The following is a 25,550-nucleotide window of genomic DNA, read 5'->3' as shown; positions in this document are numbered from 1 at the left end:
GTAAGGACGGCGAGAAGCCAATATTACCGGCAATTGGCGATGACCTTGTTAACCCATTAGGGAACTGGGTGGCAATACATCTTTTACTAAGCGTTCCATATGCTGGTAATCATGCCCGACGCCCGCCTGAATAGCGGCGATATAAAAATCTTTGTTTTCCTCCCATAGCTGATAATCCAGCAACCCTATTCCTGCCTTTTGACACATCACATCAATCAATAAGCGAGAAATGCGTCCATTTCCCTCTCGGAATGGATGGATAAGAATGAATTCAACATGGCTTTGCGCTAAAAAGTGAATGAGCTCTGTGCGTGTCATCGTTGGTAAATTGGGATAATCCGTTAAGTAATCTCGTTCAAACTGAGCGAGACAAGGACCAATTTGTTTCGGTGAGGTGAAGCGAAATCCCGCCTTACTCAGTTCGACATTTCGCACCTGCCCAGCCCACAAATAGACATTCCCGAGCCATTGCCGGTGCCAACTGGCCATAGTGTTAAAGCGCAGTGCGCGAGGAAAGTGTCCACCGGTAAAAACCCTTTCGTAGAGTTTAGACAAAAGCACTGCCTCAATATCTTCTATGTCGTGCAATTGCGTGATACCGAGTAAGTTACGCAAGACTTGCTCATTCGATCCAGGTTGATATTGCGCCTCTGAGGCTTGCGTCTCATAACGTGTCATACCTGTCTTCCTTGCTTATCTGTCACCATGGTCTTAGGGATACGACATTCGCCATGATCAGTTATGTTGCCTGTTGCGATGGCTGTTATGCCATAGGCTTTGAGTATAGTGGATAGATAATGGGTGTTATGCGGGATGCAGAAGTAAAAAAAGCAGCGTCGAAACGCTGCTTGAAAGGGAAGGGGTTAGACCATGCTGAGGCAATGGATCTCATTGTGATGTGCCAAGCGATAATGAATATCGGCAGGATCCTGACAGGGGCACTGACGAACGATGGTCCCCCGTTTTATCCACGTTTCCATCATGGCGTCCACGCCGTCCGGGGTCAGACCATACTCTTTGGCAAGCGCCTCGGCACTAATGACACCCGCCTGAGTGACACTGGCTTTGAGCTTTTGCAGGATCATAATAGGTCTCCTTAAACCAATGAGGATGCTTACCGATGTAGCGCATTGCGGCAACGACCGCGATGAGTAGCGCCGAAATACCGCCAATGTAGAGTGAAGCTGAAACCGGTGAAACACTGATCTGACTGAGTTGGAAACACAGGGTCGCACCGCTGACGGCCAGTAACATTGACCAACTGGCAATGAACATAGCGAAACGGCGACCAAACTCGCGAGTATAAGCGCCCATCGCTGCTACACAGGGGGTATAGAGCAAAATAAACATCAAGTAGGCCAACACGCTAGCGGTGGAACTAAAGTGATGATGCAGGTTGTCGAATGTGGCGAGACTGACTTCTTGCTCCTCTGCGGCAAGTTCGGGATTATCGATATCGCCTACGCTTACCGCCAATGGATCACTGAAATCAATATCAAACAAGTTGGCAGGAATGCTTTGTACCGCTTCTAGCAAGGCCTCACCGATCGTGGTGGGGGTTTCCTCGATATCTGAAGGCGCATAAAGATTATTGAGCGTACCCACGACGGCTTCTTTGGCAAACAAACCGGTGACAAGACCTACGGTGGCCGGCCAGTTATCTTCTTCGATACCTATCGGGGCGAGGGCAGGTGTCACGACTTGCGCGGCTTTAGACAGCACGGACGTGTCGCTGTCTTCGTGTCCGAATGTACCATCTGTGCCGAGCGAGTTGAAGAAGGTTAAAATGGTTACCACCAGTACAATGGTTTTACCGGCACCCAAAACAAAACGGCGCAGCTTCTGCCAAGTATTGCTCATTACATGGCGTAATCGTGGCAATTCATAGTCTGGTAGCGCCATGAGCAGGCTTTCACTGTGCCCGGGATAAAGCGTGTGACGCAAAATCAGGCCGGTGATGATCGCCACCACAATGCCTAGTAAATAAAGGCCAAAAACCAGGTTTTGCCCTTGTTGTGGGAAGAAAGCGGCAGCAAACAAGGCGTACACCGGCAGCCGTGCACCACAGGACATAAAGGTAGCCATGGTAGCCGCGGTTTTGCGCTCATTGATTTGTTCTAGGGTACGGGTTGCCATCACCGCTGGTACCGTGCAGCCAAAGCCCAAAATTAAAGGGACGAAGGCTTTGCCCGGCAAGCCGATCTTTTGCATTAAACCATCGAGTAAGAATGCGGCGCGTGCCATATACCCAGTGCTTTCGAGAACAGTGAGGAACAGGTATAAGCCCGCAATGACGGGAATAAAGGTCGCGACAGTTTGGATCCCGCCGCCGAGACCATCTGCGATAACGGTGACGATGGCGGTCGGAAGCACCCCATCCAGTAGCTGATGGGTGCCATCGACGAGAATCGCGCCCGCGGCAATATCAAAAAAGTCGATAAATGCGCCGCCGATGTTAATCGCAAACACAAACATGGCGTATAGCACGGCGAGCAAAATAGGCAGCGATAAGAAGGGGTTAAGAATAACCTTATCAAGCTTTTCAGTATTATTGCGACTTAAGTGGCGATGCTCACGACGGGCGTCATGCACCAAATCGCGGATATAGCTGTAGCGTGCATCGGCAATCAGAATATCAGTATCATGCTCGGCGAGCGATTGGCAGGCTTGCGCAAAGATATGTTGTTGCGCCTCGTCACTGCCATCAGGCAGGCGACCACGTTCGAGACATTCTAACAGGTGCGCGCGTTGGTTCACTTGTCCGGTCGCGGTACGAATAAAGCTGGCGCCAAGGTGGGCTTGTATCCAAGCTTCGATGTGCTCACCGTAGTTCAGTTGCATGGCGTCGCACTGAGGGATGTCGCTCACAATATGGGACAGTTGGTGGCGAAATGTCGCGACGCTGTCTGCTTGGCAGGCGGTGACGGTAAGGACAGGACAGCCTAACCACGCTTGCAGTTTAGCAATATCAAGCTGTTGTCCGTTCCTATCGAGCAGATCCATTTTGTTGATCAGCACCACCATAGGCACACCACGCTCACGGAGCTGCAGCGTCAAGTACAGTCCACGCTCTAGGCTGTTAGCATCCAGTACGTTAATGATGACGTCACTGGCGCGGCTATCAATCGAAAAGGTCGCGATTTGCTCATCTAAACTCGCGTCAAAGCCAGCGTTTAGCGCGTATAAGCCGGGCAAGTCGGTGATCTCGGTCTCAGCATTATCGAGCGAAAGCTGACCGACTTTTTTATCCACAGTCACGCCCGCCCAGTTACCAACCTTTTGGCGAGAACCGGTTAATGCGTTAAACAAGGTGGTTTTTCCGCAGTTGGGGTTACCGGCGAGAAGAATGCGTGTTTTACTCATTACATGGCCTCCACATCGATCAGCTTGGCGATTTCACGACGGACGATGAGTTGTTCGTTGTCGAGGCGTATTTGCAATGGGTCGCCCAGAGGTGCACGCCGGACCAGCTCAACGGCGGTGCCCGGGATCAATCCCATAACGGCAAGACGATGGCGGATAACAGCTGGCACATGATGGACACTGGTAATGCGTGCGGCCTGGCCGCGACCGAGAGTCGACAGTTTCATAGCGCGAGATCCAAATAAGAATGGTTTGCATTGGATGTTACGCTTAAATTTGACGTGGTTTTTTGCTTAGGATCAAGCAATTTTTAGTGAGCAGCTTGTCTTGAAAGTAAGACGATGAAATAAATGGTGGTTAAAAAGTAGATATGTGAGGGGAAAAAGCAAAAACTAGCCGCTAACTTTGTAAGAAAATATTTCACTCGCTGGCAGTCAAACCACTGCCAGCGAGTGATAGATTAGCGTGCGTGATGCGATGATGACTCTTTTTGTGCTTTACGCCGCTGATCATTTAAGTTGGCTTTGGCGGTTGCAAGGAGGTTGTCTGTGGTGATTGCATCTGGGCCAAACCCTGCGTTTTGTCCGGTAAGCAGCGAAAGCGCTTCGGCCACATGGGAGACCGCATAGATGTGAAACTCACCTTTCTCAACCGCATGGACCACATCCTTGCGCAGCATCAGGTTTTGGATATTGGCGGCGGGAATGATCACCCCTTGCTGCTCGGTGGGACCTTTAATGGTGCATACATCAAAGAAGCCCTCGATTTTTTCGTTCACGCCGCCAATCGGCTGCGCCTCGCCAAATTGGTTCATGGATCCTGTAATCGCCAGATCTTGACGCAAGGGCACGCCCGTAATCGCCGAGAGAATCGCACAAAACTCTGCCATTGACGCACTGTCTCCATCGACGCCTCCGTAAGATTGCTCAAAAGTGATATGCGTTTTGAGCGGGATTTGTTCTGTTTTGCCGAGTAGGGTGGCGAGGTACGCGGACAAGATCATCACCCCTTTAGAGTGAATCCGTCCACCGAGTTTAACGCTGCGCTCAATATCGAGCACTTCGCCTTCACCATACGCGGTAGTGGCAGTAATCCGGTTGGGGAGTCCGAAGCTAAAATCAGATGTACTCAATACCGATAAGCCGTTGACTTGGCCTAGTGCAGAGCCGGTGGTATTGATTAAGGTGACGCCGTTTTCAAAGTTCTGCATCATGCTATCGCGCACGCGGCTCACCCGCATATTGCGGCTTGCCAAGGCTTTTTCAACATGCAGAGCACGAATACTATTAGCGTTGGCTTGCGTGGCCCAGTAGTTGGATTCGCGCAAAAGGTTAGCAATATCAGCGGAGTGCAGCGACAAGCGATTTTGATCTTCGGCCTGTCGGGCACTGTGCTCAATAATACGCGCAATCGCACCGCGACTGCAGTGTAGCAAACCGCCGTCGTGGATAATGCTGGAGATAAACTTCGCGTACTGTTGTTCTGTGCTGTCGTTACGTGGCATGTCGTCTTCGAAGTCCGCGGTCACCCGAAATAGCTCGCTGAACTCGGCATCATAGCGTTGTAGCAATTGATAAGTTTGGTAATCACCAAATAAGATGATTTTCACATCAAGTGGAATGGGGGCAGGGTCGAGCGATACAGTGCCACTAAGGGTGACTTCGCGTTCAAGGGCGCTCACGCTGAGCTGTCTTGTGCTTAGGGCGCGCTTGATGCCGTCCCAGACGTAGGGTTTCTCGAGTACCTTGATGGCATCCATCAGCAGCACGCCGCCATTAGCGCGGTGAAAACTGCCCGCACGGATCAGCGAGAAGTCGGTGAACACTGTGCCCTTAAAAGTGGCATTTTCAACATAACCAAAGAGGTTGTGATAACTGGGGCTGTCTTCTACCACGACAGGGGCTTGGTTGTCGTCTTGGCTCACCAAGACATTAACTTGGTAGCGGCGCGGTAGTTTTTTATCGAGTGCGGCATAAGCGAGCGCCGCTTGATCCTCGCTGTCTTCGAGAAAGATATCCAAATGCTCTAGCATATCCGCTTGCATCGCCTCCAGAAATGCCAGCACGTCAGGGAGATCTGCAAACGCTTTGGTGACGGACTTCATTTGGGCGGCAATCACATCGCGCGCTACTTCTTCATCCAGCGCTTGTTGCTTTTCCGCATAGTCTTCTTCCCACTCGCCGAGTTGACGCACAATGCTGCGCAGTTCGGTTTCGAGTTTATCAATCACCTTGCCGAATGCCATTTGCTCCTCTTGAGAGAGCGCATCGAAGGTGTCCTCAGTGTGAGGCTCTTCGCCGTTAAGGGCAACAAACTGGTAATCGCCCTGCGGGGTGATCGTCAAACTAACATTGTTTTGTTCTGCGCTATCACTGAGTGCTTTTAATACGGTTTGCTGGCGCTCGGTGAGCTGATTTTTGAGTGTTTCAGCACGCTGATAATACATCTCGTTGTCGAACGCGAGCGGCAGCGCATTGGCAAGTTTTCCCATTAGCTGCTCAACGTGCTTTTTGAGTTCATTTCCTCGCCCTGCGGGAAGCTTTAAGAATTCAGGCGCGCGGGCTTCTTGGAAATTAGCGACGTAGCACCAATCATGGATAGACGTATCATTTTTCCAATGGTGGTTTAAATAGCGCATCACCATGGTGCGCTTGCCTAATCCGTTCTGACCAATGGCGTAAATGTTATAGCCCTTTTCCTTGATCGACATGGCAAACTCAACGGCATGTCGTGCTCGGTCTTGGCCAACAATTTCATCCAACGGCGCAAGGTGCTTGGTTGAGGTGATGTCACTGTGTTTAAAGCTAGATTCGCGATACAAACGTTCGCTGTTCACCACGGTAGTCGCCATAATCGATCCTATTTGGTCTTTTATCGATTGATGCTTTCAGTGTAGCGAGTGTAAGTGACTGTTTTAGTGATGCTGGTGGAGAAAGTTGCGACAGGGTCACAGTTTAGCACTGGGTGGCGAATAAATGAGCAAAGAAGGGCCATTAAAGGCCCTTTTGAATACGTCATAAAAGCAGGGCTGATTAGAGCGATTTTTTAATCGCGTTTATCAATGCGTCGATATCTTGACGATTTACGTCTTTATGAGTGACAAAGCGGGCCGGTGTGCCATTTAAACTCACTCGAAAGCCGTTATCCATCAGGCGCATATTGAGACGAACCCGATCGATGTTGTCGGCAATATCGACATACACAATATTGGTCTGAACGTCATAATTGTGGGTAGAAAAGCCTTCAATCTCATTGATTTCATTGGCTAAATAATGAGCGTTAGCATGATCTTCAGCGAGACGTTCGACATTTTCTTCGAGTGCTTTTTGTCCGGCAACGGCGAGAATACCGGCTTGACGCATACCACCGCCCAGCATTTTTCGTAGCCGTCTAGCTTTTTCAATGAAGGCTTTCGAGCCCAACAGTAAGGAGCCGATCGGTGCTCCTAATCCTTTTGACAAGCAAACAGTCATAGAATCGAAATGGCAGCTTATCGCGGTAATATCGACATCCAGTGCCACCGCCGCGTTGTAAACACGTGCGCCATCAAGGTGAAGGCTTAGCTGATGCTTGTTGCAAAACATGCGAGCTTCGGCCAAGTAGGAAAGGGGTAGAACGCGGCCGCCGATGGTGTTTTCTAAACTGAGCAATTTGGTGCGTGCAAAATGAAAGTCGTTAGGTTTAATGGCTGCGGCAAGCTTCTCAAATGGCAACGTACCGTCTGGGGCATTTTCAATGGGTTGAGGCTGAATAGAGCCTAATACCGCTGCACCACCGGCTTCATATTTGTAGTTGTGCGCTTGCTGACCACACAGGTATTCGTCACCGCGCTCACAGTGCGACATCAGCGCTAATAGGTTCGCTTGCGTACCTGATGTGGTGAATAGGGCGGCATCAAAGCCATGGCGCTCTGCGGCCCAGCGTTCTAATGCATTAACACTCGGGTCATCACCGTAAACATCATCGCCGACGTGAGCGTTAGCCATCGCATCTCGCATGGCTTGGTCGGGTTTGGTGACGGTATCGGAGCGAAAATCAATCATGTATTACATCCTTGCTGAGTGAGGGTCGTCGAGCGTGTTGCCTAATAATACACACAATGCTCGTTAGTTGGCAGTTGAGACCGGCGATTGGCTCTAGGCCTAACCACAAAGAATAGACAAATATACGCGCACGAAAAAGGCCATACCCGTGATATGGCCTGATTAATGAGACTTGAAGGGGTTCCCTAGACATTTGGTGAGAATACCAAACAGATGAGACCCATCAGTCGATGATTAGCTTTTTAGCATCTGCCAGTATTTTTGGTAGATTTTCACCGCTTCACCCACATCATCGGTAAATTCGCCACTGTTGACGGCTTCGTCAGTAGGGAAAATGGTCGTGTTTTCTTTCAGCTCGTCATCCAGGTACTCCGCCGCACGGGTATTGGGCGCCGGGTAGCCAAATTCCTCGACCAGTTTGGCTTGGTTCTCAGGACGATACATAAAATCGATGAATTGATGAGCCAGCGTCTTGTTCTCTGCATTTTTAGGGATAATGTAGTTATCCATCCAGAGAATCGCGCCTTCTTGCGGATAAACAAACTCGATGCCATCAATTTCTTGCTGCGCCATGTAAGCGTTGCCGTTCCATTGCTGACCAATAGTCACTTCACCGGTCACAAAAGGAACGTGAGGCGCATCTGAGTTATAGACCACAACGTTGTCACGCAATTGACGAAGGTACTCGTACGCTTGCTTGATCTCGCCTTCGTCTTTGCTGTTAATACTGTGTCCTTGCGCTTTTAACGCCATGCCAAAGACATCACGCACATCGTTGAGAAGCATCACTTGTGCGTTGAAGTCATCACGCCATAGGTCGGCCCACTTAGTGACTTTGTCCCCGTTGACATATTGGTTGTTGTAACTGATACCCGTCACGCCGAATACATAGGGCAGGGAGTAGTCATTCGCTTTGTCGAACGGTTGACCCAGTAGGCCGGGACGTAACTCATCGAAGTGGCTGATCTTTGATTTATCAATTTTGGCCAGCATGTCTTCTTTGATCATGCGATCGATGAAATAGGTTGAAGCGAAAGCGAGGTCATAGCCTTTTCCATTCAGTAGCTTCAACTTGGCATACATGGCTTCATTACTCTCAAAGGTCGAGTAATTGACCGTCACCTTGTATTCTTCTTCAAACGCATTGATCACATCCATGGGCATATATTCCGCCCAGTTGTAGAGATTCAATACTTTATCGTCAGCGCTGACCCCAGTTGCAAATACAGCTGAAAGTGCGAGTGCGGTCGCGGTAATTCCGTGAGTGATTTTGTTCATTATCATGGTCCTTCAATGGCTTGCTGGCCGAGTACACGTCGGGGCGCATCATATTGCACCCAGCCTTTGTGTCAATGACTTTTTTTTAACCAAAATCGCGTTTCGTGAAACGTTCCGCTAACGGTAGCATAACCCTTGCGTGCGCCCCCAAATTATTGGGCAGTATCCTGTCATTTTTGGCTTGCGAGTCGCGCACGACAATGCGACTATCTGCGCGCTTTGTGTACAAGCCTCACACTCGTATCCTGAGCTTGTGCCTTATTTATTGAATCACCTAAATGAGTAACCATTGAGAACATGGTCAAAACGTACCGCCCCGACACTAATTACTATGTTGCTACGCAAAATCAATCCTTATCTTTTCCACCTTTAACCGGTAGTCACCACGCCGATGTTTGTATCATTGGCGCAGGATTAACCGGATTAAACGCCGCGATTGAATTACGTCAACGCGGCTATCAAGTGATTGTATTGGATGCCAAGACGATTGCGTGGGGGGGCTCTGGACGTAACGGCGGCCAATGTTTAGTGGGATATTGCCTCGGACTTAGAGAGGTGCATGAAACCTACGGCGCGCAATGGGGTAAACAACTTTGGGATCTTTCCGTTGAAGCGGTTGATATCGTGCGTGAAAGGATTCATAGCCATCAAATAGCCTGTGATTTCCAACCGGGATACATTGAACTGGCGTTAAACAAGGCGCAACAAACCGAGTTACAAAGTTGGCACGCCTTAAAGCAAGGTGACTATCAGTATCCGATGGCGCAATGGTGGGATCAGGCTAAGGTGGCAGAAGTGGCGAATACGGAGCGCTATTTAGGGGGATTATACGACCCGAATAGTGCGCATATTCACACCCTCAATTACACACTCGGGTTAGCGAAAGCTGCGCAGGATTTAGGCGTGCAAATCTTTGAGCACAGCCCGGCGCAGTCGATAAAGAAGGGGCAGACTCATTGCGTTCGTACGCCTCAAGGTGACGTGAATGCTCCCCGCATATTGCTGGCATGCAATGCTTATCTCGATGGCTTAGACCGCAAGGCGCAAGCGAAAGTCCTCCCAGTTGCCTCCTTTATTGCGGTGACAGAGCCACTAGGCGATCGCATGCCCATTACTAATCGCATGGCTATGTCTGATCTCAACAACTGTCTTGATTACTACCGTCCCACCGCAGACGGACGTCTCTTATTTGGTGGCGTGAACCACCCGTTTAATCGTGAGTATAAAGACTCCGCTCAACGTCTACACCAACGCATGACAAGGGTTTTTCCTCAGTTAGGTGATGTGAAGATGGACTACCACTGGGGCGGGTTGTTTGCCGTGACGCGCAGTTACATGCCACACATTGATCACCTCGGCCAAGATATTTATACCGCGCATGGATACACAGGCCATGGAGTTGGGCTGACGAACATAGCAGGACGCGTGATTGCCGAAGCGATGGACGGACAAGCCAGCCGCTTTGATGTGTTTGCACGTTTAAAGCATGGTTGGATCCCGACCCCGAAAATGCTGCGTAGCCCTGCATTGGCTCTCGCGATTTGGAAAGCGAAGCTTGCCGATCTGCTTGGTGGGTAGCGACAACGTACAAACCGTTAACGATTAAAAATACTTGTCGTCACGATAAAGATCTCGTGTTGCTCCCCGCCAAGAAGGCAGTAATGTAGCCCTTCAAATAGCGGGGAGTAAGTGCTTGAACACACTGAGCATCATTGATGATTTAGCGACACACGGATTAAGCGTGTGCGATCAATTTTTAACAGCACAAGAAGTGGCTGATTTACACGCGTGTTTGCCTGAGCAGTGGACGCAAGCCAGTATTGGGCGCGAGCAGAAGCAACATACCAATACCCAAATCCGCACCGACAAGATCCATTGGTTAGAGCGCGGCCATGCCCCAGCCATTGATGCGTTACTCGATAAGATGTCTGAACTGCAGCTTGCGTTTAATCGTCATCTCTTTCTTGGCCTTTTTGAATATGAAGCGCATTTCGCCAAGTATAACCCCGGTGATTTTTATGCCAAACATGTGGATGCCTTTAAAGGCCGCTCTAACCGAAAAGTCACCACAGTGCTCTATTTGAACCATGACTGGTGTGAAGAGGACGGGGGCGAAATCGTCATTTACCATGCCGATGGGAGCCATCTGAAAACATTGTGGCCCCAAGCCGGTCGCCTTGTGACCTTCTTATCGGAAGAGTTTCCTCATGAGGTACTACCCGCGAAGCGACAACGGTTTAGCATTGCGGGCTGGTACCGGATTAACGGCATGAGTGGTCATCGGGTTGATCCAATTCGCTAACAAACCGCATACTGACAGCTACGAGTGATAACCAGCAAGCGGTCAGTATGAGGGGTTCTCCGCAACAGCAAAGCTTTTTTAACCATGCCGAGTTCGACGCTCAGCAAGCCGTTGCTATGCCACAAGCGACTGTTCATTGGCAGCCAGATTGGTTGCCTATGGCTGATGCCGATAACCTCATGGCGGCATTGCATCAGCACACACCTTGGCAACAATTACCCATTTCGATGTTTGGTCGTACCGTGATGCAGCCGCGTTTATTAGCTTGGTACGGTGATCATGCTTACACCTACAGTGGACTCACATTATCTCCTCGCCCTTGGACGCCTGAGCTATTGGATTTGAAGGCGCGTGTTGAGGCTGCCACGCATGCCCGTTTCAATACCGTATTGCTCAATCTCTATCGGGATGGCAGCGATTACATGGGATGGCACAAAGATGATGAAGCCGAATTAGGAGAGCAGCCGACGATTGCATCGGTGAGTCTGGGCGCGAGTCGACGGTTTTTATTCCGTCACACCAAAAGTAAAGAAAAACGCGAGTTTTTGTTGAGTCATGGTGCGTTACTAGTCATGGCTGGGCAAACACAAACGTATTGGCAACATGCGTTACCCAAAACACAAAAACCAGTGGGCGCACGGATTAATTTAACTTTCCGCTGGATAACGTCGTCGTCAGGAAAAGAATAGACCCACTACCGCTCATCGGCAGTGGGTCTGGCGTTACTCGACAATCAGGCTAACGTTGTCATAAGCACTATACCCTCGCAGCATGACCGCATAGTCGCCGGACGTTGCATTGTCGAACCGGCAAACCTCATCATTGCCACTGCGATAAGGGCGACAATCCCAGTTCTCCTTACTGACATCGCCGTTGGCTTTGACGTACAAGTCTACATCACCAAAACCGCCATAGGTTCGGATCACTAGCGCACCGGATTGTTCTAACTGGTAGTTGAAGTACTTTTCATTCCCACGAGCGCCAGAGAGTCCATTGATGGGCTCTCCGAGTTTCAGCTCGTTACCCGGATTGGGCGAGCTGTCGGCGTTCGCGAGCTCCACCGTATAGGCCAAACCGAGTTTCGTGAACTTCGCGGCGTGAGCCCCTTCGCTATCGCTGTTTGCCAAGGTGTCTTGCGGCGTATGGATGTTAGGGTTGTAATCATTAAATTTGGCTTCAAACGGCATGGCGGCTGGATAGCCGACTTGGTGCCACGAGGCGTGATCGGAACAGGCATAGCCACAAGTATCGAAGCCGTAATTTAAGGTAGGCAAGTATTCGTCAAGCAACTGCGTGAGATACTGAGTGAGCTGACTGTCGGTATAGTCGGTGATAAAGACAATGTCTTCAGCAGATCCTTGATAGTTTGTCATGTCCAGTTGTAAGACACCACGAACCTCTTTGCCCGCTTGCTTAAATTGGTTGGCAACGTCTTGCGAACCACGCAATCCAACTTCTTCTGCTGCGTAGGCAACAAATGCGATACTCCGCTTAGGCTGGAAGTTGTTTTGCGCCAAGACGCGGATCACTTCTGTGACAGCAGCAATCCCTGAGGCATCATCATCGGCGCCAGGCGCAATACTTTGCTCATTGGTGCGGGAGCCAATCGTCGAGTCTAGGTGGCCGCCGACGACGACCCATTCGTCGGGCGATTCTGAGCCCTCGATGGTTAACATCACCGATTCTTGATTATACCCATTGTGTGAAATCTGAGTGACGGACGCACCGGCTAACCCTGCACTGAGCGATTGCCAACGTTGCTTTATCCAATCGGAAGCCTGCGCTCCTGATGTAGTGGTGTAGAAACGGTTGGGAAAATCGGTGAGACGGTCAATGGTATTAACGATGAGTGCACTATCAATTTGGCTAATCCAAGGTGTCACTAACGCTTGCTGACTGATTGCAGGCGCGACAAAGCTAGCGCGCGAAAGAGGCATGTTACTCGCAGCCATGGCACTTTGGGCGGATGAGTGCACGATATAACCACCGCAGCGGTGATGGTTTTCGTGCATCTCGTGGGAGAGGGCGGCTAACTCAGATTCACTGACTTCGCCAATCCATGCTTGCCCATTGTGTGCGACTGACTGTGCTAATAAAGGCTGTGCACCAGAAGCCAAAGCGGTTTGTTGTGCATCTGCACCGATCGAGATCCAGACTTTTTTATCTTCAGCCTGCGCGAGGGTGCAGCTTGTTGCAAGGACAACGGCCAGAGCCGTGCGTTTATAATGCATAATTCCTCCTTGAGTGAATAAGGGTCGCTAAACTCCATGCGACCTTTTGACTGTAGAGCAAAAACACAACTTGCTGATAAATTTATAAAACCATTATTGGATAGTTTAATTGTCACAAAATTGTTAATAGTGGATAGTTTTGTTTTTAACGGAGGAGGAGATGGGAAGATAGCTTTGTGCACGTAGACCTAATCATCCCCAGTGTTGCACAAAGGAAAACGCGGAGTGAGTCGATAACAATAGAGATAAAATGCTGAAAACCACATCAAATCGCGCGAAATTTGGCTTTTTCGTTTACAAAGCAGGCAGTTGAAACTTTTATTAAATAATAAGTGTTGACTCGATCACGTTAATCCGTAGAATGCCTCCCCGTACCGCAGCGGCGGAAACAAAAAGAAAGGCGCGTTGGCAGAGTGGCTATGCAGCGGATTGCAAATCCGTGGACCTCGGTTCGACTCCGGGACGCGCCTCCATGTTTCCACTAGGCGGAGTAAAAATCGGACGCGGGATGGAGCAGTTTGGTAGCTCGTCGGGCTCATAACCCGAAGGTCGTTGGTTCAAATCCAGCTCCCGCAACCAATTTTAGGTTGTAGAGACGATTTATTTAGTTGAAAGCGATTTGACACGACCTACGGTCGTTGCAATTGCATTGCGCGAATTGCATTCCGCGAATTGCATTCCGCGATAAATAAAGCTCCCGCAACCAATTTTACAAAGCGACATTAGCTCAGCTGGTAGAGCGCAACCTTGCCAAGGTTGAGGTCACGAGTTCGAACCTCGTATGTCGCTCCAAGTTTTGCCCACATCAAGCAATGATTGATGTTACGGACGCGGGATGGAGCAGTCTGGTAGCTCGTCGGGCTCATAACCCGAAGGTCGTTGGTTCAAATCCAGCTCCCGCAACCAAATTTTACAAAAGCGTTATAAAACGCTTGCGACAAAGCGACATTAGCTCAGCTGGTAGAGCGCAACCTTGCCAAGGTTGAGGTCACGAGTTCGAACCTCGTATGTCGCTCCAAGTTTTGCCCACATCAAGCAACGATTGATGTTACGGACGCGGGATGGAGCAGTCTGGTAGCTCGTCGGGCTCATAACCCGAAGGTCGTCGGTTCAAATCCGGCTCCCGCAACCAAATTTTAGGTATGTGAAGTCATTAACGTAGGCAAGGTTATTAATAAGACCTGCGGTCGTCGCAATTGCATTGCGCGATAAAATCCGGCTCCCGCAACCAATTTCATATAGCGTTATAAACGCTTGTCACAAAGCGACATTAGCTCAGCTGGTAGAGCGCAACCTTGCCAAGGTTGAGGTCACGAGTTCGAACCTCGTATGTCGCTCCAATTTCCTTCCTTAGCAGTTATCTTTCCATTGGTAATGGGTAATGTCTTACTTCATTGCTGGCATCGAGTAACATGGTTTCCAACGTGACTGTATGATCAACGGCACTGAAGTGCGCAAGCCCAGCTGTGTAGCTAAATGGGTAGCGATACGAAGAAAGTTGTTGTGATAGTCTGATATATAATTGGTCTAGCTGATTATCCACTGTATCTGCATCTTGTTGTATCAATAACGCAGCAAACTCACACCCCTCTATACGTCCTATCCAGCCCACATCATCAAACACATCATTCAAACAACGCGCAAAGGTTTTGAGAATCTGATCGCCCGCGAGCTTACCATAGTCATGATTAAGTTGATGGAGTTGGCGAACGTCGAAGTGTAATAGTGTGTAGCGATCTTCGATCACTAGGTCATCATTGAGGTATTCGCTAATTTCTCGCTTAAAACCGCGCCGGTTTAACAGGCCTGTTAAGGGGTCTAACACATTCTGTTGAGTCATGATTAGCTCGTGTTCAACAATGTGCGCAAGATCTGCCAATGCCCGTTGACAGGAACCATCGAGTTCACGAGGCTGTCTGTCTATCACGCACAGCGTGCCGAGAATATGCTCGTTATCCAAACTAAATGGGAAGCCAGCGTAAAAGCGGATAAAGGGAGGCCCTGTGACTAAGGGGTTGTCGGCAAAGCGCTCATCAAGATACGTATCATTAATCACAAGCGGCTCTAGCTGGTGGATGGCGTGCCCACAAATGGACTCTGAACGTCCTGTCTGATTCACCGCCAGTCCACGCTTAGCTTTGAACCACTGACGGTGCTCGTCTACTAAGCTGATCGCAACAATGGGGCAGTCTGAGATATAGGCAGCAACGCGAACAATGCGCTCAAACCTGTCTTCATGACCGGTATCTAAAATGCCTAAATCATGAAGTAAATGAAGCCTTTGTACTTCGTTATTCGTTGGCTGAGCCGGTGTCATTTTATGCCCTCCATCCCTGCTTATTCAGTATAGACCCTTAGCTCAATAGTCATATAAAAAGCGCAATGGGATCTCGCTAGGTCATGTATGGGCGATTGAACGCGTAATGACACTCAATTACCGTCAGTTTTTTAATGTTACCAAGAGGTGTCATTGTTATTTGGCTACAGTATTAAGACGATAGATAAGAGGGCATTTAATGAGAGCATTGATTTTAGGCATGATTCTCACTTTGGGATTACTGAGTAAAGCCGTCGCTCAGGATCACAAATTATTGATCATTGATAGCTACCATAAAACATTCTCGTGGACCGAGAGTTATACACTGGGTCTGAACAAGGTGCTCGACAAAAGTATCCATGTATCGCGTTTTGAGATGAATGCTAAAAAGCTGCCAGTATCAGCACATCAGCGCAAAGCTGACGAAGCATTCGCCTTTTATAAAAAGGTAAAGCCTGATGTCGTCCTGCTTTGTGATGATATCGCGCTGAATCATATGCTCCCTAGGCTGCAGCATGAAAACATTGATGTTGTTTTTCTTGGCGTAAACGGCGATCCCCTGCCGTTGCTCGAGAGCCTGAATGGGCCTGTCCGCGTGACCGGTGTTCTTGAGCGGCCTCATTTTTATCGCTCGCTGTCTGATGTGATTCAGCTTTCTAATCAACCGATTAAAAATATTAAAATTCTCTTCGATGATGGTCCCACTGCAAAAATCAACACCGGTTATTTGCAAAGCCAGGCAAACCTTTTTTCTAAGTTAAATCAAACGATCACGAGGATCGAGAGGTTTACAACGTTTCCTGATTGGAAAAAAGCAGTTCTAGACGATGACTATGATGTGCTTTTTGTGGGTAGCTACCAAACATTGCGCGATAGGATGGGAAGGAATATCGATGCAAATCAAGTGATTGTTTGGACGAACCAAAACGCGAAGCATCCTGTTTTTGCTTTTTGGAAAGTATCAGTTGGTGAGGGTATGGCTGCCGGCGGGTATGTGTTAGATGGTGAAAAGCATGGCATTCACGCTGCGGTTTACATCCATAAAGTATTTGCCGGCATGCCAGCCGATCAAATCCCTATCTCTGTCGGGCACCAAGGAACCGGTATTTACAGCAAATCGGAGTTTGCTCAGTTAGGTTTAGCTCCGCCTCGGGAGTGGGTGCCGATTCGCTAATCCTAACGGTGGCTAGCCCTACCTATGCTTGAGCGGTGCTTGTGTAATTTCAAATTGTGCGTTGAGGTATCCGGACAAAAACCGGCTTGCTGCTAAGCAAGAAAAGACCTGTCCTGTGGTAGCAACCATCGACAGCGTTGCGGCATTTCGCGTTATCAGGTCGCATCAAAAAACTCTGTTTGTAAAAGAGTTGTTTCAATGATATTTTCCTGCGGTTATTAAATTTATCAAGCATTCGGGCCAGCGTGCACCGACAAGTGATCGTGTGCGCGACAGGCCATCTATACTCTTTTAATCATGTTGTTTTGGAAGGTTTGCTTATGGCGTTTTTAGCGAGCTGCGATACCCAATATCCGCTTACACATCCACACGCAGCGTCTGCGGTGGTCATGGTGCCACCTGTGCACTTTAAATTTAATGCACAAACCAGTGAAGATAATGGTTTCCAGCATGCGCTGGCGTTGCCCGATGAGGAAGTGAAAACGCGCGCCATGGCAGAGTTTAATAATATGGTGATGACGCTACGTCGCCATGGTATTGATGTCGTCGTGATGGAGTATCCAGACTCCGATCCAGCAACGCCTGATGCTGTATTTCCTAACAACTGGTTTAGTACATTGCCAAGCGGTGAACTGTATCTGTACCCGATGGCATGTCCTAATCGTCAACTTGAGGTTAAGCCTGAGCGCCTGATGGCGGCCCTTGATAAAGCGGGCTACGCCGTTAACCATGTGCACAAAGTAAAGTGTCACGACAAAGACGAAGCGTTTCTAGAAAGTACGGGTGCGATGGTGATTGATCACCTCAACCAGCGTGTCTATGCAGCACTTTCTCACCGCTGTGACAGCATTCTGTTAACCGAATGGGCAGCCAAAGTGGGTATGCGCCAAGTTGTTAGCTTTAACACGGCAATGAGTGACGGCAATCCTGTGTATCACACCAATGTGATGATGGCGGTGGGTGAAGCGTTTGCTGTGGTGTGTGACGAGGTCATCGAGCCTGCTCAACGTGAGCTCGTGTGTAATACGCTCGCCGAAGACAAAACCTTGGTTTCAATCAGCGAGGCACAGATGAATCAACTGTGTGGCAATATTTTGCAGCTACGCAATCGTCACGGTGAGTCGTTAATTGTGATGTCTCTTTCCGCGTATAGTGCGTTTACTGAAGATCAAAAGCGGACTTTACGTCAATTTGGCAAGCTGGTGCCGATTGATGTAAACACCATTGAAACCGTCGGCGGAGGGAGTGTGCGTTGCATGATGGGTGAAATCTTCCTGCCTCGGCACCAAACTGTGTAAATTATCGCTAAGCGGTAAAAACGGCGATCATTTGATCGCCGTTTTTTATGGATTATGAATGCACACCTGCTTTCGCTTTAAGTGGCATTTTGTCGAAGTCGACACCTTTCCAGCCGGTGACCATAAAATTGCGGATATTTTGGTGGTCGTTGCCGGATGGATTACTGAGCACGTCCTCACGATAATACCCGCCAAAACACGCTAGGGTCTGCTCTTCGGTTAACTCGTGCAGTTGGCAAAATGCCAACACTTTACACGAACCGGTATTTTGGCCCGCTTTATTGGCGAGATTGCCATTAGTAAAGCGAGTCGGGGCGTAATCGTAATGTGCATCGATCACGGCCAAGGTCTCATCAAACGTCACCATCTCGGGTGTCTTTGTGATTTTGACGAGAAAACTATCTATGGTCATGTCTGTTCCTGAGTTATTAAAACGCGGCCTCTTCATGGAGGATAGACACGTTGTACCAACTTGCTCCTCCGATGTGAAGTCACTGTGTGCGAATAATGGATAAATATCCATCACTTAAACAAAAAATAGTGTTGCAGTACTTTACATTGCGTAAGGCCATCATTAGTATACAAACCTGTTCGGAGGGATGGCTGAGCGGTTGAAAGCACCGGTCTTGAAAACCGGCAAGGGTTAATAGCCCTTCCAGGGTTCGAATCCCTGTCCCTCCGCCACATATCAAAAAAGCCGCTGAGTAATCAGCGGCTTTTTTGATCGTGTAAAGACAGATCCCATCAACACATTCCGCACCTTGTTCTGATCCAGCCTCTTCTGTTTGATACTGTAAGCCTAGTCTGGCGACTCTTGACGTCGCTCGCCCCCTACAGTCGCCCCAATACTGGAGTGTTATGATGATTAATTACTTACCACTCGATGCCATCACGCCAAACGACTTTATCCCTATCTTCAATAAACCCAGCATTCGGCAGCATCTTATCGAACATGCCCCTTTTGATGCACAGAGCATCAAAACATGGGTGAGAGAGAAGAGACACATTGATACTCAAGACGGATGTTTGGTTAGGGCGGTGAGTGTCAACAACTGCCTCGTAGGATGGTGTGGTATTCAGCGTACTGAATGTGGTTTTGAATTGGCGATCGTGTTGGATACCTCGCACTGGGGACTTGGGCGGCACGTGTTTAAGTTTCTACTCTCGCGCGCTGAACAACTTGGTCATCAAGTCGTTTATCTTCATTTGCTGCACACCCGTCGAGAATCCACATTTTTAACGCAACGTGCTCTACGAGTATTTAAAACACATATGCTGGGTGAATGCTTTACCACTTACGAGATAAAAGTAGGGGACTAGCGGCGTGTGACGCGAGCGTCTGGTTGTTTGACGCAAGCAGAGCGTTAGTCCTATAAGTTATTCTATTTACATGATTTATTTTCTTTCACGACCTTGTTTTTTCCGCTTTGCTTTCCATAGAAAAGGTCTCGGAGTGTCAGATGTAGCTGAGGTTACTATTCGCTATTGTCTGCAGTGTGTGGGTCGCCGCGACTATAGCGATATCAATTGATTCAATTAGTTACATGATTCAGTGGTGTCATGAATTGATCATGGCATCGTCATACGACGTTATAGTACTTGTCATGTTGAGGCACTATCTTTTTGATTCTACTAGGCTGTTGGCCTAGTTACATCTCAAGGAGTAAGTTATGACGGCCTGTCGCTGCTTCATGGTTCTAATAAGTGCGATATTGATGAATACAATGGTGAAGGCTAATCCTAATGTCACATCTCGAGAATATAAGGTGATGCTGGATGCCAATCACCGTTAGTGGCCGAGCTGTCATTCCGTCACAAGGATGGATCTGCTGATTACACTCGGAAGGTGGTTAACCGAGCGATCAAGTCCTTTGATATGCTCAAATCCTTGTCCCCTTGGTTTTCTCCAGATTCTCAGAGTAAGACGGCTTTCGTATATGGTTTTGACTCGGCATTTTGCCAGTGAGGCATCGCTTAAGGGATAGGATGCTGTGCTGTGATCTTTATGAGATAAAAAGGAAATAGACAATGAAGTCGATAAATAAATATAAACTGTTCTTGGTGCCTCTCATAGCATCTTTCGTGCTCGCTGGTTGTAAATACAGCAACAATGATACAAGAAAAAACAGCGCAACCGTGTTTGACAGTTACCCGAAGGAGGGGGTGTTTCTACCTTACAACGTGTTGAGGACTGATCTCATTGACGCTAAGTCTCAGCAGGCTTTTGAGATTCGTAATGGTGGCTTCGGTTCGGCAATGACAGCACATCCTTCGGATGTAAACCGCTTTTATGCTCTCACTGATCGAGGTCCTAATGCTAAATTTAAAGGCAGCCTCGGTAAAGGAAAAATATTCCCAACACCGGACTATACCCCACGTATTGGATTATTTGAGGTAAAATCGAACGGTCGAATTGAGCAAGTCGATACAATTCTACTCAAACATCCTGATGGGTCCCTGATCACTGGGCTTCCCAATAGCTCTGACTTGGGCGGAACCGGTGAAACGCCGTACCACGCAGATGGCCGACCGATTCTTAAAAATGACAGCCAGCCTTATGATGAAATGACCAATCCGTTTTTGCTTGATGATTATGGTCTAGATGGAGAGGGGCTAGTAGCTCTATCGGGCGGTACTTTCTGGGTCAGCGATGAGTATGGTCCACATATTGTCCATTTTGACGCTGAAGGCAGGGAAATCGGCCGAATAAATGCGTTTGCCAACGATGAGCGGGTTGATTTGACCTTGCCTGCTGAATTCGGCAATCGGCGCGCCAATAGAGGCATGGAGGGGCTGGCTATTACGCCGGATGAGAAAACCCTTGTAGGGATTATGCAATCAACGATGTACCATCCCGATAGCGCGGTGAAGGATCTAGACATTACTCGCATCGTGACCGTTAATCTTGAGTCCGGTAACATCGGGCAGTACCTCTACCGTCAGGAGAAACCACAAAACTCGAACTCCGAAATTGTTGCGCTGAGCGACACACAATTTCTGGTGATCGAACGTGATGGAAGCTTTCTCTACGGTGGCCCTAACGGTGAACAAGCTGCCGCTCCAGATGTACAAAAGCATATCTATCGCATTGATCTTACCTCCGGAACCAACCTTGAAACTCTCGCAAGTAGCGGTGATGTTAAACAGGATATGGAACTTGGTCTTACATTATCGGGAAAGACACTTGAGGAGGTTGTTCTCGAACAGGGTTGGAGTGCTTTAGCCGAAGTTGGGATCACGCCTGTCAGCAAATCCCTAGTGGTAGATATGGTTGCCAAAGTAGGGTATCCGCACGATAAGATGGAAGGGCTATGGGTGATTGATGATCGTCATCTAGGCGTATTGAATGACGACGACTTTGCCACCTGGGCCACGAGCGGTAAATTGGAACAGAAAATGCTGGATACCGACACTGTGGATGGCAATCGATTATATATCGTCGATGTAGACCTCCGCACTGAGTGACACTCATATGTTTTTGTCGCCCGAAAGCCGGGCGACGTCCATCCGACCGAATCCAACTGAGCCTGTAAGATTGATGGTATAAGTCACTCCCAGAACAGTGGGATGTTCGTAGCGATTTAGGGTGGTGATGGGTAAGAAAAGATCTATTTAGCCACTTTTATTGGTGAGGTACTAAACGAGCATTTCACTGGCAACGATTGCCCCCTTGTTCTTTACTTTGTTTTCTGCAGATTGCGAATACAAAGAGGAACGTCCATGAAAAAACTACTCTGTCTTTTAAGTTTTTTCTTTAGCTTTGGTGTGTTGGCCGATGCGCAACCCAGCGTTGTAAATGGGCAAGTAACGGACATCGCAGAAGACCACATGATGGTAGCCACCAGTGATGGACTTTATAAGGTTGAGGCTGACCCTGACATGCTTGATGAGCTAGAACCTGGCATGAACGTTGAGGTCACCGGTGAGCATCACATGCAGGCCAGAGAGGTGCGTATTCATCATAAAAACCGTAAAAATCCACTTGGCGGAGATTAAGCGAGCCTGACTACGGCGATAATTAATTGAATAGCGAAAAGCGCCGTTTGGGCGCTTTTCACCATTGATGAAGAACATCCATCGCATTGCAATATGTGCGCAAACTAACAGCTTGGTGATACTTTTCCTTACAGGTTAGGTAGAACCCCCTAACATGTTAATAAATTGTACCGTGCGATAAAGGCCCCGTGACCGAACTGATTTCCCATCCCGAATGGCTACTGCTTGTGCTCGCTCCCGTGTTTTTCTTATGCATGCTGGGGGAGTACTGGGTGGCGCTGCGCCACGGAAAACTGGGCGATAATGCCCGTTATTACGTGCCGGAAGTGCTTTGCAATTTTACCTTAGCGGGGCTGCATCAAGCTGCAGATTTACTGACCGGGCTGCTGATTGCCAAGGTGTATTTGTGGTGGTTTGGCTGGCGGCTGTTTGATATTGAAATGTCGGTAGGCTTGTTCTTATTGCTGATGGTCGTGCAGGATTTTTGCTATTACTGGTTTCACCGCGCTAGCCATCGTGTGCGCTGGATGTGGGCGGCGCATGTGGTGCATCATAGCTCTGAGCGGATGAACTTTAGCACCGCGTTTCGCCAAAGCTTAATGTACCCGCTGGCAGGGATGTGGCTGTTTTGGCTGCCGCTGGTGGTGATCGGATTTCCGCCGCAATGGGTGGTGTTTGTTGTACTGCTGAATTTAGGGTTACAGTTTTTTGTTCACACTCAATGGATAAAGACACTGGGGCCTGTGGAGTGGATTTTTAATACCCCGTCTCATCATCGCGTTCATCATGGCGTAAATCCTCAGTACATCGACAAAAACTACGCGGGCATTTTAATTATTTGGGACAAATTATTTGGCACCTTCGAGGCGGAATCTGAGCCGGTACGCTATGGGATCCCCAAGCCAGTGAATAGTTTCAACCCTCTGGTGGTAACTTTTGCAGAATGGCAACAAATGTGGCGAGACGCCACGCAGCCCGGTCTGAGTTTTCGGCAACGATGGCAGTGCTTGTTTGCACCACCAGAACAAGCACAAGGTCACACGACAGACGTGGAAGCATCACGTGAGAGGTAGCGGTTTTCCATCGTGTGGACAAGCTAACATATTCTAAGAAAATAACCCTTTATTCTCATGGGGTTATTTTTAGAACTCAGCTTGTCAGGAGCCCCGCATGACCGACGCTATGCATGCCATTGTTACCCATCCGAGCTTAACCCCTTCGCAGAAAACGTTAGCGCTCGCTGCGCAAGCCGATGCGGCTTTACCCTACGTACCTTGCAGCCGAGCGCTCGTGGCTGCGATGGAGCAGGGTGTGATCGGCGATATGTTTGAGGGTCACGCTCCCTTTAAGCCGCGTTATGTGTTGCCCGATTATGCCCGCTTTTTAAAACGTGGCTCGGAGTATTTGGCGTTAACGCCGGCAACCGATCTAGAGGACGCGCTGATGAAGCTCATGGTGCTTTACCATCATGTGCCTTCGGTGACCAATATCCCGGTGTTTTTGGGCTACCTCGATCAACTCTTGCTGCCATATTGCGATGATGTGAGTGATGAACATTTGTATCAAGCGCTGAAGCGGTTCTGGATCCAGCTTGACAGAACACTGCCAGACGCATTTATGCATGCCAACATTGGCCCAGATGATAATCGTGTTTGTCGCATGATTTTGCGCATCGACGCAGAACTGCAACAAGTCGCCCCAAACCTGACCTTGATGGTTGACCCGTCTCGTACCCCGCGCACCCTAGTTCGGCAGGCGACAGATAACATCATTGCCTGTAGCAAGCCACATATTGCTAACTGGCCGGTACATCAAGCCACATTTGGTGACGCAGAGGCTCACTCGCCCAATGTGGGGATTGTGAGCTGTTACAACGCGCTACCGATTGGAGGCGGCGCGAACACCTTGGTACGCCTTAACTTAAAAAAAGTCGCAGAAGAAGCAAATGATCTCTCGACATTGCTCTCGCACACCTTGCCGCATTACGGCGCATTGATGGTGGAGCTGATCGATGCACGCAGTCACTTCCTGCATCAAGAATCACACTTTTTTAATAGCTTTCTAGTGCAGGAAGGCTTGATTGATGAGAAAAAATTTGTCCCCATGTTTGGCGTGTATGCGATGGCTGAAGCGGTCAATACCCTGATGGCACGCCAAGGCCTATGTGGCGAATATGGCCACGATGCAGCGGCGAATGAGATGGCACACGATATCACCAAAGCATTAAGTACGTTTGTAGCAGAGACTCCAGTGAAGCATGGTTGGCGTGGGCGAGCGTTGCTGCATGCGCAAGGTGGCTTATCCATTGACCAAGGGACCACTCCGGGGGTGCGGATTCGTTACGGCTATGAACCGGATCCTGTCACCCATTTGCAGGCGCTTGCGCCGTTACACCCTTACTTTGAAGCGGGTGTGAGCGAGATCCTGACATTGGATGACACCATTAAAGGCAATCCCGATGCATTAACCGATTTATGTTTAGGGGCGCTGCAATCCGGGCTGCGCGAATTCACGGCGAATACAGATGGGAATGATCTCGTGCGTATCACCGGCTATATGGTGAAAAAATCCGAGATTGCCCAGTTCAAACAATCGGGCTCTCGGACCAATACCACGGTATTGGGCGCAGAAGCTTCTGAGATGACGACAGTGACAGCGCGGCAGCCAAGAGTCGTGAGCGCGGAATTTCTCGCTGGCGCGCGTTGGACGGACACTCATGAGTCATCCTAAGCAGGAGAAAATATCGGGTCCAGTGGCTCGGGTTGCAAGTGTGTTGCCCTATTCCTGTGTCGATGGTCCCGGTAATCGGATGGTATTTTTTCTGCAAGGTTGCCAATTTCGTTGCCCGGGGTGCCACAACCCTGAAACCATTGAGCGTGACAGTGCAAGCGCATTCGGTATGTCTTTGGCCGAGGCAGTGACGGCGATTTATCAACAACGGCACTTTATTCGTGGAATTACCGTCAGTGGCGGTGAGGCCAGTCTGCAATGGCGCTTTATCCGCGCGCTTTTTCGCGCGGTCAAACAGCACTCTGAATTAGCGCACCTTACATGCTTGATCGACACTAACGGCGGCGTGCCATGCCAGCGTTGGCAGGCGTTGTCACCCTATATGGACGGTGCCATGGTGGATATGAAAGCATGGGGAAATGACGCGCACCGGGCCCTGACCGGGCATTCGTCCCGCCGTGTGCGTGATAGCCTAAGTTGGCTGGCGAAGCAGGGAAAATTGCACGAAGTGCGGCTGTTACTGATCCCCGGGTATACCGACTGGCAAGCTAATCTGTCGCCACTTTGTGCCTATTTATATGATTTGCAGCAAATGCAGTTGGCGCAGGGAAATGTGTTTTCCGTGCGTTTAAATGGCTTTCACCGCGCAGGCGTGACGGGCGATGCCACCAATTGGCCAGAGGCAACACAAGCGCATCTCGATACCATAAAAATCGCCTTGCAAACGGCAGGGCTGCAAACCGTGACCATGCCACCACCTGAGTTACTGACGACTGAGGCAAGTAAATTCAACGTTTAATGAAGAAGTGGGATACTTA

At 49.1% G+C, this 25,550-nt stretch carries 21 protein-coding genes and 8 tRNA genes; 19 read left to right on the top strand and 10 right to left on the bottom strand.

The genetic code is table 11. The features are described from left to right. Nucleotides 1-48: 48 nt before the first annotated feature. From BZG84_RS11070 to BZG84_RS11040, 7 genes are all read right to left on the bottom strand, one after another. Nucleotides 49-678, bottom strand: a complete 630-nt coding sequence (locus tag BZG84_RS11070; RefSeq protein WP_077678207.1) for a Fic/DOC family protein — start codon at nt 676-678, stop codon at nt 49-51. Nucleotides 679-863: 185 nt separating this feature from the next. Then, entirely contained in the window at nt 864-1,085 is a 222-nt protein-coding gene (locus BZG84_RS11065; RefSeq protein WP_069589117.1) for a FeoC-like transcriptional regulator, read from the bottom strand. Continuing rightward, nucleotides 1,036-3,363 carry a Fe(2+) transporter permease subunit FeoB gene (feoB, locus tag BZG84_RS11060; RefSeq protein ID WP_077678206.1) on the bottom strand — a complete coding sequence of 776 codons (2,328 nt, stop codon included), beginning with the start codon at nt 3,361-3,363 and terminating at the stop codon, nt 1,036-1,038. The genes BZG84_RS11065 and feoB overlap by 50 nt, the downstream gene beginning before the upstream one ends. Further along, a complete protein-coding gene (locus BZG84_RS11055; protein WP_069589119.1) occupies nt 3,363-3,590 on the bottom strand; it encodes a FeoA family protein in 228 nt (75 codons plus the stop codon). The genes feoB and BZG84_RS11055 overlap by 1 nt, the downstream gene beginning before the upstream one ends. A 233-nt stretch (nt 3,591-3,823) precedes the next feature. After that, nucleotides 3,824-6,214, bottom strand: coding sequence for a Lon protease family protein (locus BZG84_RS11050; protein WP_077479220.1), 2,391 nt, complete (start codon nt 6,212-6,214; stop codon nt 3,824-3,826). Nucleotides 6,215-6,395: 181 nt separating this feature from the next. Further along, nucleotides 6,396-7,406: a low-specificity L-threonine aldolase gene (ltaE, locus tag BZG84_RS11045; protein WP_077479219.1), complete on the bottom strand. Its 1,011-nt coding sequence runs from the start codon at nt 7,404-7,406 to the stop codon at nt 6,396-6,398. A 234-nt stretch (nt 7,407-7,640) separates the two neighbouring features. After that, nucleotides 7,641-8,684 carry an ABC transporter substrate-binding protein gene (locus BZG84_RS11040; RefSeq protein WP_077479218.1) on the bottom strand — a complete coding sequence of 348 codons (1,044 nt, stop codon included), beginning with the start codon at nt 8,682-8,684 and terminating at the stop codon, nt 7,641-7,643. 297 nt (nt 8,685-8,981) lie between these two features. On the opposite strand from BZG84_RS11040, the gene BZG84_RS11035 reads away from it, so the two are divergent. The 3 genes from BZG84_RS11035 to BZG84_RS11025 all read left to right on the top strand — a co-directional run bounded on the left by BZG84_RS11035 (nt 8,982) and on the right by BZG84_RS11025 (nt 11,675). Continuing rightward, complete coding sequence (locus tag BZG84_RS11035) at nt 8,982-10,262, top strand: NAD(P)/FAD-dependent oxidoreductase (protein WP_077479217.1); 1,281 nt, start codon at nt 8,982-8,984, stop codon at nt 10,260-10,262. A gap of 115 nt (nt 10,263-10,377) precedes the next feature. Next, nucleotides 10,378-10,986, top strand: a complete 609-nt coding sequence (locus BZG84_RS11030; protein WP_077479216.1) for a 2OG-Fe(II) oxygenase — start codon at nt 10,378-10,380, stop codon at nt 10,984-10,986. Between the two features lie 116 nt (nt 10,987-11,102). Then, nucleotides 11,103-11,675 carry an alpha-ketoglutarate-dependent dioxygenase AlkB family protein gene (locus BZG84_RS11025; RefSeq protein WP_077479237.1) on the top strand — a complete coding sequence of 191 codons (573 nt, stop codon included), beginning with the start codon at nt 11,103-11,105 and terminating at the stop codon, nt 11,673-11,675. A gap of 33 nt (nt 11,676-11,708) precedes the next feature. On the opposite strand, the gene BZG84_RS11020 is transcribed toward BZG84_RS11025, so the two are convergent. Further along, entirely contained in the window at nt 11,709-13,217 is a 1,509-nt protein-coding gene (locus BZG84_RS11020) for a M28 family metallopeptidase (protein WP_077479215.1), read from the bottom strand. Between the two features lie 399 nt (nt 13,218-13,616). Between BZG84_RS11020 and BZG84_RS11015 the strand changes: the two genes are divergently transcribed. The 7 genes from BZG84_RS11015 to BZG84_RS10985 all read left to right on the top strand — a co-directional run bounded on the left by BZG84_RS11015 (nt 13,617) and on the right by BZG84_RS10985 (nt 14,557). Beyond that, a tRNA-Cys gene (locus tag BZG84_RS11015) sits at nt 13,617-13,690 on the top strand. A gap of 29 nt (nt 13,691-13,719) precedes the next feature. After that, nucleotides 13,720-13,796 (top strand) — tRNA-Met (locus BZG84_RS11010). Between the two features lie 137 nt (nt 13,797-13,933). Then, nucleotides 13,934-14,009, top strand: a tRNA-Gly gene (locus BZG84_RS11005). Between the two features lie 37 nt (nt 14,010-14,046). Further along, a tRNA-Met gene (locus BZG84_RS11000) sits at nt 14,047-14,123 on the top strand. 36 nt (nt 14,124-14,159) lie between these two features. Continuing rightward, a tRNA-Gly gene (locus tag BZG84_RS10995) sits at nt 14,160-14,235 on the top strand. A gap of 37 nt (nt 14,236-14,272) precedes the next feature. Beyond that, nucleotides 14,273-14,349: transfer RNA gene (locus BZG84_RS10990), tRNA-Met, on the top strand. A 132-nt stretch (nt 14,350-14,481) separates the two neighbouring features. Further along, nucleotides 14,482-14,557, top strand: a tRNA-Gly gene (locus BZG84_RS10985). 17 nt (nt 14,558-14,574) lie between these two features. Here the strand turns inward: BZG84_RS10985 and BZG84_RS10980 are convergent. Further along, entirely contained in the window at nt 14,575-15,534 is a 960-nt protein-coding gene (locus BZG84_RS10980) for a sensor domain-containing diguanylate cyclase (RefSeq protein ID WP_077479214.1), read from the bottom strand. 199 nt (nt 15,535-15,733) lie between these two features. Here BZG84_RS10980 and BZG84_RS10975 point away from each other — a divergent pair, with 199 nt between their 5' ends. Further along, nucleotides 15,734-16,708, top strand: coding sequence for an ABC transporter substrate-binding protein (locus BZG84_RS10975; protein ID WP_077479213.1), 975 nt, complete (start codon nt 15,734-15,736; stop codon nt 16,706-16,708). Nucleotides 16,709-17,028: 320 nt separating this feature from the next. Beyond that, nucleotides 17,029-18,006: an arginine deiminase-related protein gene (locus BZG84_RS10970; protein WP_077479212.1), complete on the top strand. Its 978-nt coding sequence runs from the start codon at nt 17,029-17,031 to the stop codon at nt 18,004-18,006. Between the two features lie 52 nt (nt 18,007-18,058). Here BZG84_RS10970 and BZG84_RS10965 read toward each other — a convergent pair whose 3' ends face one another. After that, the gene (locus BZG84_RS10965; protein ID WP_069586822.1) at nt 18,059-18,418 is read right to left on the bottom strand and encodes a HopJ type III effector protein; all 360 of its coding nucleotides are present in this window, start codon (nt 18,416-18,418) and stop codon (nt 18,059-18,061) included. 181 nt (nt 18,419-18,599) lie between these two features. Between BZG84_RS10965 and BZG84_RS10960 the strand changes: the two genes are divergently transcribed. The 7 genes from BZG84_RS10960 to BZG84_RS10930 all read left to right on the top strand — a co-directional run bounded on the left by BZG84_RS10960 (nt 18,600) and on the right by BZG84_RS10930 (nt 25,531). Further along, a tRNA-Ser gene (locus tag BZG84_RS10960) sits at nt 18,600-18,690 on the top strand. A 174-nt stretch (nt 18,691-18,864) separates the two neighbouring features. Further along, a complete protein-coding gene (locus BZG84_RS10955) occupies nt 18,865-19,326 on the top strand; it encodes a GNAT family N-acetyltransferase (RefSeq protein WP_131825047.1) in 462 nt (153 codons plus the stop codon). A 708-nt stretch (nt 19,327-20,034) separates the two neighbouring features. Next, nucleotides 20,035-21,471: an esterase-like activity of phytase family protein gene (locus BZG84_RS10950; protein WP_077479210.1), complete on the top strand. Its 1,437-nt coding sequence runs from the start codon at nt 20,035-20,037 to the stop codon at nt 21,469-21,471. Nucleotides 21,472-21,726: 255 nt separating this feature from the next. After that, on the top strand, nt 21,727-22,002 hold the full coding sequence (locus BZG84_RS10945) for a hypothetical protein (protein ID WP_077479209.1): 276 nt from the start codon (nt 21,727-21,729) through the stop codon (nt 22,000-22,002). 188 nt (nt 22,003-22,190) lie between these two features. After that, a complete protein-coding gene (locus BZG84_RS10940; RefSeq protein WP_241825780.1) occupies nt 22,191-23,075 on the top strand; it encodes a sterol desaturase family protein in 885 nt (294 codons plus the stop codon). Nucleotides 23,076-23,172: 97 nt separating this feature from the next. Continuing rightward, a complete protein-coding gene (locus tag BZG84_RS10935) occupies nt 23,173-24,732 on the top strand; it encodes a YjjI family glycine radical enzyme (RefSeq protein ID WP_077479208.1) in 1,560 nt (519 codons plus the stop codon). After that, on the top strand, nt 24,719-25,531 hold the full coding sequence (locus BZG84_RS10930; RefSeq protein ID WP_077479207.1) for a 4Fe-4S cluster-binding domain-containing protein: 813 nt from the start codon (nt 24,719-24,721) through the stop codon (nt 25,529-25,531). Before BZG84_RS10935 ends, BZG84_RS10930 begins: the two co-directional genes overlap by 14 nt. Nucleotides 25,532-25,550: the final 19 nt, after the last annotated feature.

It is taken from the genome of Salinivibrio sp. PR932 (genome assembly GCF_001996125.1).
GTDB lineage: Bacteria > Pseudomonadota > Gammaproteobacteria > Enterobacterales > Vibrionaceae > Salinivibrio > Salinivibrio proteolyticus.
The sequence above is the reverse complement of the archived record's forward strand: the minus strand, read 5'-3'. Positions and strand labels throughout refer to the sequence as shown.

What these genes read in the sequence shown, in the direction of transcription:
- BZG84_RS11065 (WP_069589117.1), bottom strand. Translation starts at nt 1,085, where the DNA reads ATGATCCTGCAAAAGCTCAAAGCCAGTGTCACTCAGGCGGGTGTCATT.
- feoB (WP_077678206.1), bottom strand. Translation starts at nt 3,363, where the DNA reads ATGAGTAAAACACGCATTCTTCTCGCCGGTAACCCCAACTGCGGAAAA.
- BZG84_RS10945 (WP_077479209.1), top strand. Translation starts at nt 21,727, where the DNA reads ATGAAAAAACTACTCTGTCTTTTAAGTTTTTTCTTTAGCTTTGGTGTG.
- BZG84_RS11070 (WP_077678207.1), bottom strand. Translation starts at nt 678, where the DNA reads ATGACACGTTATGAGACGCAAGCCTCAGAGGCGCAATATCAACCTGGA.
- BZG84_RS10950 (WP_077479210.1), top strand. Translation starts at nt 20,035, where the DNA reads ATGAAGTCGATAAATAAATATAAACTGTTCTTGGTGCCTCTCATAGCA.
- BZG84_RS11055 (WP_069589119.1), bottom strand. Translation starts at nt 3,590, where the DNA reads ATGAAACTGTCGACTCTCGGTCGCGGCCAGGCCGCACGCATTACCAGT.
- ltaE (WP_077479219.1), bottom strand. Translation starts at nt 7,406, where the DNA reads ATGATTGATTTTCGCTCCGATACCGTCACCAAACCCGACCAAGCCATG.
- BZG84_RS10970 (WP_077479212.1), top strand. Translation starts at nt 17,029, where the DNA reads ATGGCGTTTTTAGCGAGCTGCGATACCCAATATCCGCTTACACATCCA.
- BZG84_RS10975 (WP_077479213.1), top strand. Translation starts at nt 15,734, where the DNA reads ATGAGAGCATTGATTTTAGGCATGATTCTCACTTTGGGATTACTGAGT.
- BZG84_RS11035 (WP_077479217.1), top strand. Translation starts at nt 8,982, where the DNA reads ATGGTCAAAACGTACCGCCCCGACACTAATTACTATGTTGCTACGCAA.
- BZG84_RS10955 (WP_131825047.1), top strand. Translation starts at nt 18,865, where the DNA reads ATGATGATTAATTACTTACCACTCGATGCCATCACGCCAAACGACTTT.
- BZG84_RS10930 (WP_077479207.1), top strand. Translation starts at nt 24,719, where the DNA reads ATGAGTCATCCTAAGCAGGAGAAAATATCGGGTCCAGTGGCTCGGGTT.
- BZG84_RS10980 (WP_077479214.1), bottom strand. Translation starts at nt 15,534, where the DNA reads ATGACACCGGCTCAGCCAACGAATAACGAAGTACAAAGGCTTCATTTA.
- BZG84_RS11050 (WP_077479220.1), bottom strand. Translation starts at nt 6,214, where the DNA reads ATGGCGACTACCGTGGTGAACAGCGAACGTTTGTATCGCGAATCTAGC.
- BZG84_RS10965 (WP_069586822.1), bottom strand. Translation starts at nt 18,418, where the DNA reads ATGACCATAGATAGTTTTCTCGTCAAAATCACAAAGACACCCGAGATG.
- BZG84_RS11020 (WP_077479215.1), bottom strand. Translation starts at nt 13,217, where the DNA reads ATGCATTATAAACGCACGGCTCTGGCCGTTGTCCTTGCAACAAGCTGC.
- BZG84_RS11040 (WP_077479218.1), bottom strand. Translation starts at nt 8,684, where the DNA reads ATGAACAAAATCACTCACGGAATTACCGCGACCGCACTCGCACTTTCA.
- BZG84_RS11025 (WP_077479237.1), top strand. Translation starts at nt 11,103, where the DNA reads ATGCCACAAGCGACTGTTCATTGGCAGCCAGATTGGTTGCCTATGGCT.
- BZG84_RS10935 (WP_077479208.1), top strand. Translation starts at nt 23,173, where the DNA reads ATGACCGACGCTATGCATGCCATTGTTACCCATCCGAGCTTAACCCCT.